Here is a 15,862-nt window from a genome sequence, read left to right on the forward strand (position 1 = left end):
AGACTATCGGCCACGGCTCTGCCGTGGCGGGTGAGGACCGGAAGACGCGCCGCCGCCGGGAGCGGGCGACCCCGGCTCGGGCGCGCCGTCGACGGCCGGCAGTTCACGGTGGGCACCAGCCCGGGGCAGGCCGTCGTCCGGGGTGACCGCGCCCGCCGGTACCGGGATCTCCCGGACCGGCGGGGCGGCGCGGGCCACGGCGGCGACCCGCCACGTGTCCCGCCCGCCGGCCTTCGCCGCGTACAGCGCCTCGTCGGCGGCGTCGAGCACCTGCTGGCCGGTGCTGCCGTGGTCCGGGTAGACGGCGACGCCGATGGAGACGGTCACCGGCACCAGGATCGGCGTGTCCGACCCGTCCACGGTGATCGGCGTACCCCGGATCGCGGTGCCGAGCCGCTCCGCCACGATGGTGGCGCCGCGGGCGTCGGTCTCCGGCAGCAGCACGACGAACTCCTCACCGCCCTGCCGGAAGGCGAGGTCCACCTCGCGGATCTCGTCGCGTACCCGGCGGGCGAACTCGGCGAGCACCGTGTCCCCGGCGGTGTGCCCGTAGGTGTCGTTGACGTGTTTGAACAGGTCCAGGTCGAGGGCGAGGACGCTGAGCATCCGGCCGAACCGGCTGGCCCGCTCCACCTCCCGGCGGATCGACTCCCGCAGGTAGCGGTAGTTCCACAGGCCGGTGAGCGGGTCGGTCAGCGACAGCCGCTGGGCCTCCTCGTGCACCCGCACGTTGTCCACCGCCACGGCCGCGTGGCCGGCGAAGGTGCGCAGCGTGACCAGGTCGTCGTCGTCGAACTCGTCGCCGCCGAGCCGGTCGTAGAGGGCCAGCACACCGAGCGCGGTCGCGGGCCCGTCCACGGCGGACCGGGCGGCCGCGCCGTCGGGACGCGCGACCCCGCCCTCCCCGGGGGCCGCGAACGGCACCGCGATGTACGTGCGGCAACGCGGCTCGCCCGGCGGTACGGCGGACGGCTCCACCCGGCCGCGTCGCGGCTCCCCGGTCACCGCGACCGCACCCACCACACCGCCGCCCAGCGGCACCCGCACCGGCCCGGGCGGGTCGTCGGGGCCGGCCAACCCCTCCGTGGCCTGCGCGACCAGCGACCCGCCCGCGTCCACCAGCAGTACCGCCCCGGCCCGGGCCCCGGTGGCGGCGATCGCGCTGTGCAGGATCACCCGCAGGATGCGTTGCAGGTCGTGGGTGCTGGCCAGGGTGTCGCCCAGCACGGCCAGGTGCCCGCGCAGCTGGTCCCGGCTGCTGGTCAGGGCGGCCACGTACGTGCCCGTCTCCCGGGTCATCCGGTTGAACGCCCCGGCCAGCCGCCCGAGTTCGTCGCGGCTGCGCACCGGCACCCGCGCGGTCAGATCGCCCCGGGCGACCCGGTCGACCGCGCCCGCCAACTCCACCAGCGGCCGGGTCGTGACCCGGGCCAGCCGCCACGCGGCGGCCACCGCCAGCAGGGCGGCGAGCAGCACGGCGGTGACCAGGGCGGCGTACAGGCCGGGCGGCTGGTCGCTGGGGACGGACAGCACCAGCGGTAGCGGCTGCCCCTCGGACGGGCCGACGCGGCGCACGTACCGGCCGTCGGCGGTGCCGACGACCCGTTCGCCGTCCAGCCCGCCGGCGGCGGCGAGCACCGCGTCGCGTACCCCGGCCGACTCGGTGGTGTGGCGGAGCCGGACCGGCGACTCGGGCCCGTCCAGCAACGTGACCGCCACCCCGGTGACCGCCGCGAGCCGCGCCACGAACGCCGGGTCGACCGGCTGCGCGGCGGTGACCGTGCCCAGCGGCGCCCCGGCCGCGTCCCGCAGGTCCACCCGGGCGGCGAGGGCCCGTGGCGGCCCGGCCGCCGGGACGCCGGCCGAGCAGTCCCGCCAGGGGGTCGGCGGGGCACCCGGGGTGGCGTGGACGACACCGCCCGCGACGTCGGCGACCAGCACGGCGGCGGCCAGCCCGCGGCTGACCACCTGACCGGCCGCGGCGGCGCGGTCCTCGGTGAGGGCCACCGCGTCGGCGGCGGCGCGGAGCTGCTGACAGAGGGCGTCCACCGACGTGCGTACGGCGGCGGCGGCCACGGCGAGCCGCTCGGTGGACCGGCTGCGGTCGACCGCCGCCACGGCCGACCCCACGAAGAACGCCCCGACCAGGACCGGGCCGAGCACCACCGTCAGGAAGGCTGCGGTCAGGCGCCCGCGCAGTGTCACTCGGTCCCCCCGGAACTTCGCCGGCCGATGCTTGCGATGCTGACACAGAGCCACCACATGACCAGCGTTGCGTCAGGAGTGTTGCGTGCCGGATTTTTCTGATGGAGCGGAAGTGACCCCTGATGCGAAGCGCGAGGCGCGGGCCGCGCTGCTCACCCGCCGCCGGACGCTGACCGATCCGGAGCTGATCGCCGCCGCCGGGCGCGTCCAGGCCGAGCTGGTGGCCCTGGTACGCCGGCTGCGCCCGCGCCGGATGACCGCGTACGTGCCGGTGGCCTCCGAGCCGGGTGGCCCGGACCTGCCGGCGGTGCTGCAGGCGGCGCTGCCGACGGGCGCCGAACTGCTGCTGCCGGTGCTACGCGACGACCTCGACCTGGACTGGGCGCCGTGGGCCGGGCCGGACGCGCTGGTGGCCGCCGGGCGGGGGATGCGGGAGCCGACCTGGCCCCGGCTGGGCGTGACCGCCGTGGCCGAGGCCGAGCTGGTGGTGGTGCCGGCGCTGGCGGTGGACCGGCGGGGCGTGCGGCTGGGCCGGGGCGGCGGCTCGTACGACCGCGCTCTCGCCCGCGTCCCGTCGACCGCGTTGACCGTGGTGCCACTGCACGACGGCGAACTGGTCGACGAGTTGCCCGCCGAGGCGCACGACCGCCCGGTCCGCGCGGTGGTCACCCCGGTCGGCGGCCTGCGTACGCTGGACGCCGCCCCGCCGGCGTGACCGGGCGCGGGCGGGTGTCGCGCCCCACACTTCCGCTGGACGAATCCGGGGCGATGACGCACCATTGGCACTCGAAGACGTCGAGTGCCAACCGGCCGCGCCAGAACCGGAGGAGAACGTGCCCACGTACCAGTACGCCTGCACCGCGTGCGGTCACCAGCTCGAGGCGGTGCAGTCCTTCTCTGACGAGCCGTTGACCGAGTGCCCGACGTGCGAGGGTCGGCTGCGGAAGCTGTTCAACTCCGTCGGCATCGTGTTCAAGGGCTCGGGCTTCTACCGCACCGACTCCCGCTCGTCCGGCTCCGACCCGGGCAGCGGCACCTCCGCCAGCAAGCCCGCCGCGGGCAGCGACTCGGGCTCGTCGTCCAGCTCGTCCACGTCCACGTCGACGTCCTCGTCGTCGAACGGCTCCTCCGGCAGCACCACCAAGGCCCCGGCCGCGAGCAGCGCCAGCTCCTCCTGAGATGTAAGGAAGGGCCCCCTGTTAACGCCTCGCGTTGTACAGGGGGCCCTTCTTAACGCCTGACGGTCAGTCCCAGTGCGGCGGGCGCTGCTCCAGCAGCCAGTCGTCGTTGCCGCCGGAGCGCTCGCCCCAGCCGCGGTCCGTGTCGTCGGTGGTCTGCTCGGGCAGCATCACGAAGTCGTCGTCGCTCAGGTCGACGAGCCGGTCGTCGTCGCCGCGCGTCGCGGGGTCCTCGGTGCTCACGAGCGGCAAGACTAGCGCAGCGGGGTGTCCCCGCCGGTGCGCCGACCCGGAGGCCGGGCCCGTGCACGATCCGGAGGCGGGGGCCCGTGCGCCCAGACCCAAAGGCCAGGCCCCCGTGCGCCGACCCGGAGGCCGGGCCCCGTGCACGATCCGGAGGGCGACGGCGCGCGGCGGTGCGCCGGCCGGGCCGTACGGCGTCCGTGTGCCGATCCGGGGGCGACCGCGCGCGCCGGGCGTCGGACGGCCGGTGCGTTGGTAGCGTCGGACGGCGTGACGACCCCCGGCAGCTCCCCGGACGACTACTGGCGGCGGCCCGGCCCGGGCGCCGACGGTCCGCCCCCGGACCAGACCGGCCCGGCACCGCAGCAGCCGGCACCGGCCGGCGGGTACGCCGGTCCCCCGCCCACCACCCCGCCCCCGAGCGGCTGGCGGCCGCCCCTGCACGTGCAGCCACCACCGCCCCGGCGGCTGCCCCCGCAGGACATGGCCGAGCTCGACCTCGCCGAGCAGCGGGCGCAGCGACTCACCTGGGCGGTGGGTGCCGTGGCCGGGGTGCTGCTCCTGGTGCTGATGTGCCTGCTCTGCTCGCGGCTGGTCCTCTGACGCCACGTCGGCGTGCCGGGTCCGCGGGCGGAGCCGTGTCAGCGCGTGCCAGGTCCGGGCGGAGCCGTGTCAGCGCGTGCCGGGTGCGAGGGGCGTCAGAGCGTGTTGCCCCAGACGGCCTCGGCGCCGCTGTGCCCGGTGAGGTAGACGTACACGAGGCTCGCGCCGGCCAGCACGACCACCACCACCGACAGCGCCGGCGTCACCCAGAACGGTAGTTTCGGGACGCGCGGGTGGCCGCTGGTCACCACGAGCAGCACGACGGCGGCGATGGCCAGCGGCAGCACGTACCGGAACGTGAGGTCGCCGTACCGGGAGTGCTCGAAGATCTGGTCGACGATCGGCCCCTGGAGCCCGCGGGCCACGAACACGTCGGTCAACTCCTCGCCGGATTGCACCGCCACCCACGCGGTGATCGGCGCCGCCACCGCCAGCAGCACGATCGCCCAGTCGATGCGGGACCGGAACCGGGGCAGCGCCACGTACGCGATCGACAGCAGCGCGAGCAGGGGTACGAACACGACCACCGCGTGCACCACCAGCGCATGCGCCGGTAGACCCAGGATCTCCTTGAACATCGGCACCTCCGGCAGGGAGCGATCGCGGGACGCCAGCCTACGGTGCACCGGTCCGCCCGCCCAGGACTCTCACCGGGGCTACACGCGCGCCTCGTCCGACCGGTTCACAGTGTTTCCGGAAACTTCCCGGCTGTGGTCGGGGCCACCCGGCTCCGGGCTCGGTTGTCGACTCACCTGCCGCGTGCTGTCATTGGCACATGTCCGCTGGTGAGGAGCTGCTCCGGTCGAAGGGCCTTCGGGTCACCCGGCCGCGCCTCGCCGTCCTCGACGTGCTCGCCGCCGGCGGCCACCTGGAGGTGGACGAGATCACCCGGCGGGTCCGGGAGCGCCTCGACTCCGTCTCCACCCAGGCGGTGTACGACGTGCTGGGTGCGCTGTCCCGGGCCGGGCTGTCCCGCCGGATCGAGCCCGCCGGCAGCCCCGCCCGCTACGAGGCGCGCGTCGGCGACAACCACCACCACGTGGTCTGCCGGGGCTGCGGCGAGATCGCCGACGTCGACTGCACCGTCGGCAGCGCCCCCTGCCTCGACCCGCACACCGCCCACGGCTTCGAGGTGGACGAGGCGGAAGTGACCTTCTGGGGTCTCTGCCCCTCCTGCCAGGCCCGGCGCTCCGCGGACGAGTGACCGCACGCCCGGCCGGGCGCTCCCGGTCGTGGCACTCTTGATCCGTGGACTCCGACGACGTAGGCCTCTTCGGCCCGGGTTCGGTCACCTGGAAGGTGCACGAGGAGCCGGTCCTGATCGTCGCCGGCCTGCGCTCGCTCTACCTGCAGGCCCTGCACCCGAGGGCGATGGCCGGGGTGGCGCAGAACAGCAACTACCGCTCGGACGCCTGGGGCCGCCTGGTCCGCACCGCCACCTACGTGGGGACCACGATCTACGGCACGACCGCCGAGGCGGAGGAGGCCGGGCGGCGGCTGCGCCGACTGCACGACCGGATGCGCGCCACCGACCCGCTGACCGGTGAGGAGTTCCGGATCGACGACCCCGACCTGCTGCGGTGGGTGCACGTCACCGAGGTGGAGTCGTTCCTCGACACCGCACGCCGGGCCGGGGTGCCGTTGAGCGCCGGGGAGATCGACGGGTACTACACCGAGCAGCGGCGGGCGGCCGCCCTGGTGGGGCTTGCCCCGGAGACCGTTCCGGGGACGGCGGCCGAGGTGGCCGCGTATTACCGCACGGTCCGGCCCGAGCTGCGGATGACCCGCGAGGCGGCCGAGACCGCCTTGTTCCTCACCGCCCCGCCGCTGCCGTGGAAGCTCAGCCTGCCGGCCCGGCTCGGGCTCACCCTGGGGCCGCCCCGCTGGGCGTACCTCGGCATCGCCGGGACGGCGCTCGCGCTGTTGCCGGCCTGGGCCCGGCGGATGTACGGCGGGCTGGGCCTGCCGACCACCGCGCTCTCCGCCGACCTGACCGTACGCGCGCTGCGGCTGGCGTTGGCGGCGGTGCCCCGCCGGTGGCGGGAGGGGCCGATGCCGCAGGCCGCCAGGGAGCGGGCCGCCCGGCTGGCCGGCGCACCGCTGCCGGGCTGATCCGCTGCCCGGTCCGGGGCGGCCTGGGCCGGCCGGACGGGGTCGCGAGCACGGGGACGGCCGGCTCGGCACGTCCCCGACTCGGGATGCGGCAGACCGCGGGCTTCCCGAAGCCGGGACACCGCACTTCGCCGTGACCCGCGACAGGCCCCGCCGTTGACGGCGCCCCGACCCGCGGCGGGGCGTCAGGACTGGCCGACGCCGCTCTCGACGGCGGCCCAGGGGTCCTTGCCCGGCGTCTCCGCCCCGACCGGGCAGGTGCGTCGGTAGTCGCACCAGCCGCAGCGCGGCCCCGGCGTGGTGGGGAAGGCCTCGTCCGGGTCGCCGCCGTCGGCCACCGCACGCTCGGCGGCCATGATGTCCCGGGCGGTCTCCTCGGCGCGGCCGACCTGCCGGGCGAGCGACTCCGTGGTGTGCTCGTGCGCGGCGACCGTGCCGGTCGGCAGGTGGTGCAGCTCCACCCGGTGGCAGGGGCGGCGGAAGGTCCGCTCGGCCGCGTACGCGTAGAGCGCCAGCGCCTGCGAGCCGCGCGCGTCGTCGGCGTCCAGCCCGGCGCGGCCGGTCTTGTAGTCCACGATGACCAGCTCCGGGCCGGCCGGCCCCGGGCGGGAGTCGATGCGGTCGGCGCGGCCGTTGAACGCCAGCACGCCGGTCTTCACGGCGACCACCCGTTCCACACCGATCGGGTCGGTGTCGGGGTCGAGCGTCGCCACGTACGCCTCGAGCCAGCCCAGCGCCCGTCGGTAGGCGGCCCGTTCCTGCTCGTCGTCCCGGTAGCCGTCGCGGACCCAGGTGCCCTTGAGCAGCGTGGCCAGCACCTCCGGGTGGCGGCGCTCGGCGGGCAGCGCGTACCAGTTCTTCAGTGCGGTGTGGACACTGGCGCCGAGCGAGTTGTGCGCCCAGGGTGGCCCCTTCGGCGGGGCCGGCCGGTCCACGTAGGAGTAGCGGTAGCGCCGGGGACAGTCGGCGTACGCCCCGAGCTTGCTGGGCGTGCAGACGAACAGCCGCTCGGGCATGCCCTCGAAGCCGAGCTGCTCGGGCTCGGCGCCCCGGGGGCGCGGCGGGGAGGTGGAAGGTCGGCCGGGTCGTCGCACACCGCGATCCTGCCACCCCGCCCCGACAGGATCAGGCCATGGTCGTGTACTGGCTGACGAACGCGGCCACCGCGTCGGCGATGAGCTGCACCGCGATCGCGGCCAGCAGCAGGCCGGCGATGCGGGTCAGCACCTCGATGCCGCCGGGGCGCAGGATCTTGACAATTCCGCCGGAGAAGCGCAGCACCACCCAGACCGCGAGCATCACCGCGACGATGGCGGCCGCGATGGCGGTGTGGTCGGCCGTGCCCTCGGCCTGCTGGACGAAGAGCATCGTGGCCACGATCGCGCCGGGGCCGGCGAGGAGCGGGGTGCCCAGCGGCACCAGGGCGATGTTGGAGGTGACCTGCTGGCTGGGGTCGTCCGCCTTGCCGGTCAGCAGCTCCAGGGCGACGAGCACGAGCAGCAGGCCGCCGGCGGCCTGGAGCGCGGGCAGGTCCACGTGCAGGTAGTCGAGCAGGGTCTGTCCGGCCACCGCGAAGATCACGATCACGCCGAGCGCCAGCGCCACGGCCTGCCAGGCCGCCCGGTTCCGGTCCCGGGCCGGCAGCGGCCCGGTCAGCGCGAGGAAGATGGGCATCATGCCCGGCGGGTCGACGATCACCAGCAGGGTCACGAAGACCTCGCCGAAGAGCTTGAGATCCACCCGACCAACCTAGCCGCGCCGTCCGGAGCGGAAACGCGGATCAGCCGGAAGCGACCGCCGTCACTCCGGCGGCGGCGATCCGCTCGTACGCCTCGACGTCGGTGGTGAACGCGCCCAGCCGGACCGTCTTGTGGCTGCCGTGGAAGTCCGACGATCCGGTGACCAGCAGGCCCAGCTCGGCGGCGAGGGCGCGGACGTGCGCCCGCTCCGCCGGCGAGTGGTCCTCGTGGTCGGCCTCCAGCCCCACCAGTCCGGCCGCGGCGAGATCCGCGATCAGCTCGTCGGGCACGATCCGTCCCCGCCGGGTGGCGCGCGGGTGGGCGAAGACCGGGACGCCCCCGGCCGCGAGCACCAGCCGGACCGCGTCGAAGACCTCGATGTCCTCCTTCGGCAGCCGGTACCGCTCGCCCAACCAGTCCGGGCCGAACGCCTCGGTCGTGGTCGCGACCAGCCCGGCCCGGATGAGCGCCTGGGCGATGTGCGGCCGGCCGACCGTCCCGCCGCCCGCCCCGGCGAGAATCTCGGACCAGCTCACCTCGATGCCGTCGGCCTGGAGCAGGCGGACGATCCGCTCGCCGCGCTCCTCCCGGGCGAGGCGTACCCGGGCCAGCTCCGCGACCAGGTCCGGGTGGTCCGGGTCGAAGAGGTACGCGAGCAGGTGCAGCGGCACGGCGGGCTCCTCGCCGTACCACCGGCAGGACAGCTCCGCGCCGCGAACCAGGCGCAGCCCGGGCGGCAGCGCGCGGACGGCGGGCTCCCAGCCGGCGGTGGTGTCGTGGTCGGTGATCGCGAGCACGTCGAGGCCGGCGTCCGCCGCCGCGCGGACCAGCTCGGCGGGGGTGAGGGTGCCGTCGCTGGCGGTGGAGTGGGCGTGCAGGTCGATCCGCGTGCTCATCGCCTGAAGCTACCGGGCGAGCGGATCGGTCCGCTCAGAAGCCGGTGCCGGCGACCGGCAGCGGACGGACGTCGGCGGGTACGCCGGCCAGCGGTTGGGTCGGCACCGCCTGCCCGGCCAGGACCGGCTCGGGATCGACCCGGGCGAGGCGGTTGCCGTCGACCACGTGGACGGCCACGTCCGCTGTCCAGACGGCGGGCCCGGTCAGGGGCGGCCCGGCCGGACGGGTCACCGGCGCGCCTTCCATCCGGTCCAGGTCCACCAGGAGGGCGGTGGCCTCGCCGTTCACCAGCAACCAGCGCCCGTCGGGGGACACCGTGCCACGGCCGTCGCCGGCGAGCGCGGGACCGCAGCCGCTTCGCACCACGGTCAGCGCCCTGGCCGGGTCGAGCAGCGCGAGACAGGGGCGGCCGGGCGTACCGGCGAGAACCTGCCCGACGACCAGCCCGTCCGGGCGTACGCCGTAGATGTGGCGCGCGCCCGCGCCGGCCTCCGTCGTCGTCTCGCCGGTCACCGGGTCCCAGACGCCGTGGCCGCCGCGCTGCGCGTGCAGCCGCAGCAGGACCTCGTCGCCGACGAAGCCGACCGGCGCCGCCCCGGCCGGCAGGGAGTGCCGGGCCACGGTCATGACCTGGTTGTTGACGATGCTTCCCTTGACCAGCTCGCCGCCCTCCCGCCAGGCGACCAGGCGCGCGTCCCGGGACAGCGCGATCTCGGCCGCGCCGGCCAGCAGCACCTGCGCGACCCCGTTCGGCCGCACGACCCACAGCGAGCGGCCGGCCGGCGTCGGGGTCCCGACGAGCAGCCACCCGGCGTCGGGCGAGCGTTGGGCACGCTCGACGGCTCCCACCCCGGTCAGCCTCACCTGCCGCGCGGCGGTCGTGACGAGCACGTCGTCGACGATCAGGTCGACCGCCGCCGGCTCGGCCGGGGCGGGGAGCGGGAGCGCGGGGGTCGGGGCGGACCGCCCGGAGTCCTCGGGATCACCCAGGACGACGACGGCGGGACCGGGGACGGAGGGATCGCGGGCGAGCTGCGTCAGCCCCGCGCTGGCGGTCACCGTGGTGACCGCGGCGAGGGCGAGGCCGACGGCCGTGCGGCGGCGCTGCGCCCGCCGGGCCCGCCGGATGGCGACGTCGGCGTGGTCGGCGCCGAGCAGGCGCGGCTCGGCGACCTGCCGGGTGAGGGTCTCCCGCACCGCCTGCTCCAGCTCGTCCCGCGTCACGCCTGTTGGACGCGCCGGGGGCGCGGTCCGGTTGTCACGAGGACGGGCTGCGCTCACCGGTCCTCCGTGCGCGGCGCGCCGGCGCCCGCACGGCGGCCGGTCGGTGCTCCCACCGGCACCGGCGGCTCCTCGGTCACCGCTGGCGGGACGGGTGCTGTCCCGCCGATGACCGTCGGCTCACCCGGCCGCTCGTCGACCGGACGGGCCGGCACGCCGGTGCGCGGGGCCGGCACGCCGGTGCGCGGGGCCGGCACGCCGGTGCGCGGGGCCGGCACGCCGACAGGTGCCGGGGTACGGGTGGACCGCTGCCGCAGCGACGCCGGCTCGGCGGGAAGGTCGGCGGCGTCGACTCCCATCCGCCGCCGCAGGGTCGTCAGGGCACGGGAGGTCTGGCTCTTGACCGTGCCGGGCGAGATGTCGAGCAGGGCGGCGGTCTGGGCCTCGGACATGTCCTCGTAGAACCGCAGCACCAGCACCGCGCGCTGCCGGGCCGGGAGGGCGCTCAGGTGCCGCCAGAGCAGGTCCCGGTCAAGCTGCCGCTCGATCTCGTCGACCCCGGCCCGCTCGGGCAGCACATCGGTCGGGCGTTCACCGTGCCACCGCCGCCGCCACCAGCTGGTCGAGGTGTTGATCATCACGCGCCGGGCGTACGGTTCGACGGCCTCGATCCCGCCCAGCCGCTTCCAGGCCAGGTACGTCTTGGTCAGCGCGGTCTGGAGCAAATCCTCCGCGGTGGCCCAGTCACCGGCGAGCAGGTACGCGGTCCGCAGCAGCGCGCCCGAGCGGGCCGCGACGAACTCGCGGAACTCCTCCTCCCGCGGGTCCCTGCTCGCCACCGTCCACCTCCGTACCCCGTCCTGCCTGGCAGGCTCCCACGGAAAATGGTGTGCCGTTGATCCGATGTTCGGACAAAAACTTTCAGGCGCCGTCGTCGGCCTTGGCCTCGTCCGCTTCCTTGCCCAGCCGCGCCTCGACCGCCTGCGGCTCGTACATCTCCTCGACGACACGCAGGTAGAGCTCGTTCGGGTTGGGCAGGTTCTTGATCTCGCGCAGCGCCTGCTCCTGGCCGGCGGACTCCAGCACGAACGTGCCGTAGTTGAGCGCACGCCCGGCCGGCGTCTGCTCGTACTTCATGTCGGTGACCCGGACCAGGGGCATCATGGCCACCCGCCGGGTGATGATGCCGTTGACCACCATCACCCGCTTGTTGGTCAGGATGAAGCGGTCGTACCACCAGTCGGCGACCTTCCACGCCACCCAGCCCATCACCGCGAACCAGAGCAGCACCGCGACGGTGGTGAGGGCGCCCACGTCCTGCCCGGCGAGGAAGCCGGAGAGGTAGCCGAGCACGAAGGTGGCGGCGATGCCGATGAGCAGCGGCGTCGCGAGGTGGATCCAGTGCCGCTTCCACTCGCCCCGGTACCGCTCGGTGGGGAACAGGTAGCGGGCGACGAGGGAACTCGGCTCGTCCTCCAGGGGCAGCACCCGGCGCGGTGCCATGCCGGCCGCGTCCGCCCGCAGACCGGCCAGCTCGTCCTCGGAGATCTGGGGCGGCTGGTAGCCGGCCTCGGGATCACGGATCCACGCCCGGCCCGACCGCCCCTCACCCGCGTAGCCCGGACCGTCACCGAAGCCGGCGTCGTCCGAAAGGGAAGGGCCGTCGGACAGGCCCGGACCGGAGCCGTAGCCCGGCCCGTCGTCCGGGCCGATGCGGGGGATGGGCTCCGTGTCTCGCTCCCGGCGCTCCCGGTCTGGGTCGTCGGGGTCGAAGGGGGGACCGGAGGGGCTGCCCATCGACGGCTAGGCGACGAGGTTGGTGAAGAAGTCGCCGAACCCCTGGGCGATGTCCACGATGCCGCCGCCCAGGGACTTGAAGACGTCGGCGGCGGAGTTTGGCCGGTAGGCGATGAAGAAGATCAAGAATGCGATACCAGCCCAGGTGAGGACCTTCTTGACCATGGCGGGCCATCCTCTCGCGCGGCGCCGGGTCCGTCTACCGAAGCGGCACTCAGAGTATCAGCGTCGTGTCGTACAGTTATTCCTGCGTCCGTTCTCCGACATTCCGGGTGACTTGTCAAGCCTTCCCGTGCAGATACGGAGATGGTGCGCCGTAGACGAGTTCGGGTGGCATCCACTCGGTGAGGTCGCACAGGATGACGTCCTCGGCGAGCAGATGACCCGCACTCGCCGGCCAGGCTATCGCATGCAGCCACATTCCCCGAGCTTCGCCGGCGTACGCGCTTCGATCTGTCGGCGAGCTCACCAGCCACAGTGGAGTGGGGTGGCCGCCCACCCGGATCCTGGCCTGGCCGTGGTGCTCCGGATGCCCCGGCCCCGGATCGGTCAGCGCCTCCGCGAGCTGCGGACCCGGGTCGGGCCCGGTGATGCCGGCGAAGCGTGTCCCCAGCCCGACGCCCGGCTCCTCGGCCACGAAGACCAGGTCCGCCGGGCCGCCGCCGAGCGGCTCGGGCCCGGCGCAGGCGATCGCCGTGGCGCGCACCCCGGTCCGGTCGTCACCGGCGTACGCCACACCGGTCATCGTCCATCCCGGTGGCAGCGGCCACGGGCACCAGAGCGGGACCGCCGGCCGTTGCGGCGGGTCGGCGGCGGCGGTGACGCGGTCGACGACGCTGGCGACGATCTCCGCCCCGATGTGCTCCGGCACGTGCAGCGGCGGGACCGGCCCGCACAGGAGGCATCGCGACTCGGAGTGCATGAGGTCCGGCGGCCGGACCTCGCCGCCGCACCGGGGACAACTCACCGCGACGCTCACCACCCCACGGTCACCCCGTGGAGCGACCCCGTCAAGCGGAGCGGGCATTTCCGTTCACCTGGTGCCGACCGCTCAGGCTGGCGGCGGTCCGCCGTACGCGCGGACCCAGGCGTGCATGGCGATGCCGCTGGCCACGCCGGCGTTGATCGACCGGGTAGAGCCGTACTGGGCGATCGAGAAGAGCTCGTCACAGGCTGCGCGGGCGGCGTCGGAGAGACCCGGCCCCTCCTGGCCGAACAGCAGTACGCAGCGCCGGGGCAGCGTCGTGGTCTCCAGTGGCCGGGATCCGGGCAGGTTGTCGATGCCCACCACGGGCAGCCCCTCGCCGGCCGCCCAGGCCACGAAGTCCTCGATCGTCTCGTGGTGCCGTACGTGCTGGTAGCGGTCGGTCACCATCGCGCCCCGCCGGTTCCACCGGCGCCGGCCGACGATGTGGACCTCGGCGGCGAGGAACGCGTTGGCGTTGCGGACCACCGTGCCGATGTTGAGGTCGTGCTGCCAGTTCTCGATCGCCACATGGAAGTCGTGCCGGCGCCGGTCGAGGTCCGCCACCACCGCCTCCCGCCGCCAGTAGCGGTACCGGTCGACCACGTTGCGCCGGTCGCCGGTGGCGAGCAGTTCCGGGTCGTACCGCGGGTCGTCCGGCGGGTCGCCCTCCCACGGGCCCACACCGACGTCGAGCTGTTCACCGGTCACGGTCATAAGACGTTACGACCACCGCCGGGACGGGTCAGCGCAGGCCCAGCGCGTCGCCGAGCCGGTCGAGGAACCGGCGGTCGGCGGGACCGGGGAAGCGGTCCCCGCCCGGCTCCGCCCGGCACACGCGGGCCGCGACCGACTGCACCCACTGGCGGTACGCGGCCGAGTCGGCCGGGTCGGCGCGCCGCTGGAGCACCCGGGCCGCGGCCCGGGCGGCGGCCAGCAGGTCCACCAGGGCCTGCGTCGTCGCCCCGGGCGGCGCCGTCGACAAGGACCCCAGGTCGGCGAACCGGCCGGCCGACGGCGACGCGCCGTCGTGGCGGGCGTAGATCGCGGCCACCACGGCACGGACCAGGTCGCTGTCGAACGCCCGACCGGCCGCGACGGCGTCGAGCCCGGCCAGCCCGGCGGTGACCCCGCGTCCCGGGCGCCCCGGGCCCGGGGCGGCGGCGGCTACCACGACGCGGCCGGGCAGGGTGGTGAGCAGCTCCCACTCGGCGGTGGAGTAGACGGCGGTGGTCAGCGGTACGGCACGACGGCCGGCAGAGGACGGCTCTCCGGCGACGGAGTGGCTCATGGGGACCTCCGGCGTCAGCATATGCCCCGGTTCACCGGACAGGGCCCCTTCCATGCGCAAACGCCGGAATAGGCCGCCGGGCCGGGCGGCGTCACGCGCCCGGCCCGACCCGGTACGCCTGTCTCAGCACGGCTCGGGGAAGCTCGGCCGCCTGTCTCAGCGCGGCTCGGGGAAGCTCGGCCGCTCCGGGTCGACGCCCTCGGGTACCGCGGCCGCGGCGTACTCCTTCTTCGGCACCATGACCTTGCGCCGGAAGACGCACACCAGCGTGCCGTCCTGGTTGTAGCCGCGGGTCTCCACGGCCACCACGCCGCGGTCCGGCTTGGAGGACGACTCCCGCTTGTCCAGCACGGTGGTCTCGCCGTAGATCGTGTCGCCGTGGAACGTGGGGGCCACGTGGCGCAGGGACTCGATCTCCAGGTTCGCGATCGCCTTGCCGCTGACGTCCGGGACCGACATGCCGAGGAGGAGCGAGTAGATGTAATTGCCCACCACCACGTTCCGCTTGAACTGGCTGGACGTCTCGGCGTAGTGGGCGTCCATGTGCAGCGGGTGGTGGTTCATGGTGAGCAGGCAGAAGAGGTGGTCGTCGTACTCGGTGACCGTCTTGCCCGGCCAGTGCCGGTAGACCGCGCCGACCTCGAACTCCTCGTAGTAGCGGCCGAACTGCATCCTTGTCCCCTTCGACGGGCGGCGATGGAGTTCGGCACAGCATGCCTTATCGGGTGTTAAGGCGAGGAGCGGGGCGGTGGCGGCCGGGAAATGTCACACGGCGGCGACCTGGGGGGAGACGCAATGAGCGGCGGGGCCCTCCCCGGCACCCGCCGCCCACGCTCTGATGCGAGAGATTCTGCCCCACCCGACCATCCAACGGACAGAGACGGGGATCACATTTATCCTTTTGTAACACTACTCTCGGTCATCGAGATCAGTTGTGGGAGCGATCTCTGGCGCTGGGTACCAGCATGTCAGGCCTCAAGTTACCGATTCGTAACAGCCACCGGCCGCGATCTCCATGGAAACGCTCCCATTACCCCTCGTCACGCAAGTGCGGCATGCACTTGCGCTCCGCACACTCACCCGCCACCGACGGCGGTCGATGATGGTGATCCACCCCGCCCGCGCCTTCCCGAGCCGTTTCAGCCCCTCTGGACCGGGAATTCGACGAGGTACGCCCTGGTTCCACCAGACGTAGCTATTCCGCGGTGATCGGAGAGATTCCCATGGCAACCGTTGAGCTGACCACGGCAAACTTCGACGAGGTGACCAGCCGCGACGGCATCGTGCTGGTCGACTTCTGGGCCGACTGGTGCGGCCCCTGCAAGCGGTTCGCCCCGGTCTACGAGCGCTCCTCGGACAAGCACCCCGACCTCGTCTTCGGGAAGGTCGACACCGAGGCCCAGCAGGAGCTGGCCGCGAAGTTCGACATCCGGTCCATCCCGACCATCATGGCGATCCGCGACGGCGTCATCGTCTTCGCGCAGCCGGGTGCGCTCCCCGAGTCGGCCCTGGAGAACCTGATCGAGCAGGTCGAGGGGCTCGACATGGACGACGTCCGCAAGAAGCTCGCCGAGCACAAGCACTGATCCACGCACCGACGACGGCCGGGCCC

General features: G+C 74.3%; 20 protein-coding genes. 6 read left to right on the forward strand and 14 right to left on the reverse strand.

The window, feature by feature from the left end:
• Positions 1-3: 3 nt before the first annotated feature.
• A complete protein-coding gene (locus ACN26Y_RS04270; RefSeq protein ID WP_155329001.1) occupies positions 4-2,205 on the reverse strand; it encodes a GGDEF domain-containing protein in 2,202 nt (733 codons plus the stop codon).
• Positions 2,206-2,290: 85 nt separating this feature from the next.
• Between ACN26Y_RS04270 and ACN26Y_RS04275 the strand changes: the two genes are divergently transcribed.
• Together ACN26Y_RS04275 and ACN26Y_RS04280 are read left to right on the forward strand one after the other, a co-directional pair.
• Positions 2,291-2,920, forward strand: a complete 630-nt coding sequence (locus ACN26Y_RS04275) for a 5-formyltetrahydrofolate cyclo-ligase (RefSeq protein WP_155329002.1) — start codon at positions 2,291-2,293, stop codon at positions 2,918-2,920.
• Positions 2,921-3,038: 118 nt separating this feature from the next.
• Entirely contained in the window at positions 3,039-3,383 is a 345-nt protein-coding gene (locus ACN26Y_RS04280) for an FmdB family zinc ribbon protein (protein ID WP_155329003.1), read from the forward strand.
• A gap of 66 nt (positions 3,384-3,449) precedes the next feature.
• Here ACN26Y_RS04280 and ACN26Y_RS04285 read toward each other — a convergent pair whose 3' ends face one another.
• The gene (locus ACN26Y_RS04285; protein ID WP_196255778.1) at positions 3,450-3,626 is read right to left on the reverse strand and encodes a hypothetical protein; all 177 of its coding nucleotides are present in this window, start codon (positions 3,624-3,626) and stop codon (positions 3,450-3,452) included.
• Positions 3,627-3,896: 270 nt separating this feature from the next.
• Between ACN26Y_RS04285 and ACN26Y_RS04290 the strand changes: the two genes are divergently transcribed.
• The gene (locus ACN26Y_RS04290) at positions 3,897-4,229 is read left to right on the forward strand and encodes a hypothetical protein (RefSeq protein WP_155329004.1); all 333 of its coding nucleotides are present in this window, start codon (positions 3,897-3,899) and stop codon (positions 4,227-4,229) included.
• 95 nt (positions 4,230-4,324) lie between these two features.
• On the opposite strand, the gene ACN26Y_RS04295 is transcribed toward ACN26Y_RS04290, so the two are convergent.
• The gene (locus ACN26Y_RS04295; protein ID WP_155329005.1) at positions 4,325-4,807 is read right to left on the reverse strand and encodes a DUF2231 domain-containing protein; all 483 of its coding nucleotides are present in this window, start codon (positions 4,805-4,807) and stop codon (positions 4,325-4,327) included.
• A 197-nt stretch (positions 4,808-5,004) separates the two neighbouring features.
• On the opposite strand from ACN26Y_RS04295, the gene ACN26Y_RS04300 reads away from it, so the two are divergent.
• Both ACN26Y_RS04300 and ACN26Y_RS04305 read left to right on the forward strand, forming a co-directional pair.
• Entirely contained in the window at positions 5,005-5,433 is a 429-nt protein-coding gene (locus ACN26Y_RS04300; protein WP_155329006.1) for a Fur family transcriptional regulator, read from the forward strand.
• Positions 5,434-5,477: 44 nt separating this feature from the next.
• A complete protein-coding gene (locus tag ACN26Y_RS04305; protein WP_155329007.1) occupies positions 5,478-6,341 on the forward strand; it encodes an oxygenase MpaB family protein in 864 nt (287 codons plus the stop codon).
• A gap of 185 nt (positions 6,342-6,526) precedes the next feature.
• On the opposite strand, the gene ACN26Y_RS04310 is transcribed toward ACN26Y_RS04305, so the two are convergent.
• The 11 genes from ACN26Y_RS04310 to ACN26Y_RS04360 form a co-directional block, all read right to left on the reverse strand.
• On the reverse strand, positions 6,527-7,435 hold the full coding sequence (locus tag ACN26Y_RS04310) for a RecB family exonuclease (protein WP_155329008.1): 909 nt from the start codon (positions 7,433-7,435) through the stop codon (positions 6,527-6,529).
• Between the two features lie 31 nt (positions 7,436-7,466).
• Positions 7,467-8,081, reverse strand: a complete 615-nt coding sequence (locus ACN26Y_RS04315; protein ID WP_155329009.1) for a MarC family protein — start codon at positions 8,079-8,081, stop codon at positions 7,467-7,469.
• Positions 8,082-8,121: 40 nt separating this feature from the next.
• Positions 8,122-8,976 (reverse strand): PHP domain-containing protein, encoded by an 855-nt coding sequence (locus ACN26Y_RS04320; protein WP_155329010.1) that lies wholly within the window; start codon positions 8,974-8,976, stop codon positions 8,122-8,124.
• 34 nt (positions 8,977-9,010) lie between these two features.
• Positions 9,011-10,201: a hypothetical protein gene (locus ACN26Y_RS04325; protein ID WP_422734365.1), complete on the reverse strand. Its 1,191-nt coding sequence runs from the start codon at positions 10,199-10,201 to the stop codon at positions 9,011-9,013.
• A 53-nt stretch (positions 10,202-10,254) separates the two neighbouring features.
• The gene (locus ACN26Y_RS04330) at positions 10,255-11,037 is read right to left on the reverse strand and encodes a SigE family RNA polymerase sigma factor (RefSeq protein WP_422734366.1); all 783 of its coding nucleotides are present in this window, start codon (positions 11,035-11,037) and stop codon (positions 10,255-10,257) included.
• Positions 11,038-11,119: 82 nt separating this feature from the next.
• A complete protein-coding gene (locus tag ACN26Y_RS04335) occupies positions 11,120-11,995 on the reverse strand; it encodes a PH domain-containing protein (protein WP_155329012.1) in 876 nt (291 codons plus the stop codon).
• A gap of 6 nt (positions 11,996-12,001) precedes the next feature.
• Positions 12,002-12,160, reverse strand: a complete 159-nt coding sequence (locus ACN26Y_RS04340; RefSeq protein ID WP_168004014.1) for a hypothetical protein — start codon at positions 12,158-12,160, stop codon at positions 12,002-12,004.
• A 115-nt stretch (positions 12,161-12,275) separates the two neighbouring features.
• A complete protein-coding gene (locus ACN26Y_RS04345) occupies positions 12,276-12,974 on the reverse strand; it encodes a DUF6758 family protein (protein ID WP_370463291.1) in 699 nt (232 codons plus the stop codon).
• A 72-nt stretch (positions 12,975-13,046) separates the two neighbouring features.
• The gene (locus tag ACN26Y_RS04350; RefSeq protein WP_155329013.1) at positions 13,047-13,670 is read right to left on the reverse strand and encodes a TrmH family RNA methyltransferase; all 624 of its coding nucleotides are present in this window, start codon (positions 13,668-13,670) and stop codon (positions 13,047-13,049) included.
• 34 nt (positions 13,671-13,704) lie between these two features.
• Positions 13,705-14,271, reverse strand: coding sequence for a hypothetical protein (locus tag ACN26Y_RS04355; RefSeq protein WP_422734896.1), 567 nt, complete (start codon positions 14,269-14,271; stop codon positions 13,705-13,707).
• A gap of 135 nt (positions 14,272-14,406) precedes the next feature.
• Complete coding sequence (locus tag ACN26Y_RS04360; protein WP_155329015.1) at positions 14,407-14,922, reverse strand: MaoC family dehydratase; 516 nt, start codon at positions 14,920-14,922, stop codon at positions 14,407-14,409.
• 551 nt (positions 14,923-15,473) lie between these two features.
• On the opposite strand from ACN26Y_RS04360, the gene trxA reads away from it, so the two are divergent.
• Complete coding sequence (gene trxA, locus ACN26Y_RS04365; protein ID WP_155329016.1) at positions 15,474-15,836, forward strand: thioredoxin; 363 nt, start codon at positions 15,474-15,476, stop codon at positions 15,834-15,836.
• The last annotated feature ends 26 nt before the right edge of the window (positions 15,837-15,862 follow it).

The sequence above is a fragment of the Micromonospora sp. WMMD558 genome (assembly GCF_049315255.1).
Taxonomy (GTDB): Bacteria; Actinomycetota; Actinomycetes; order Mycobacteriales; family Micromonosporaceae; genus Micromonospora.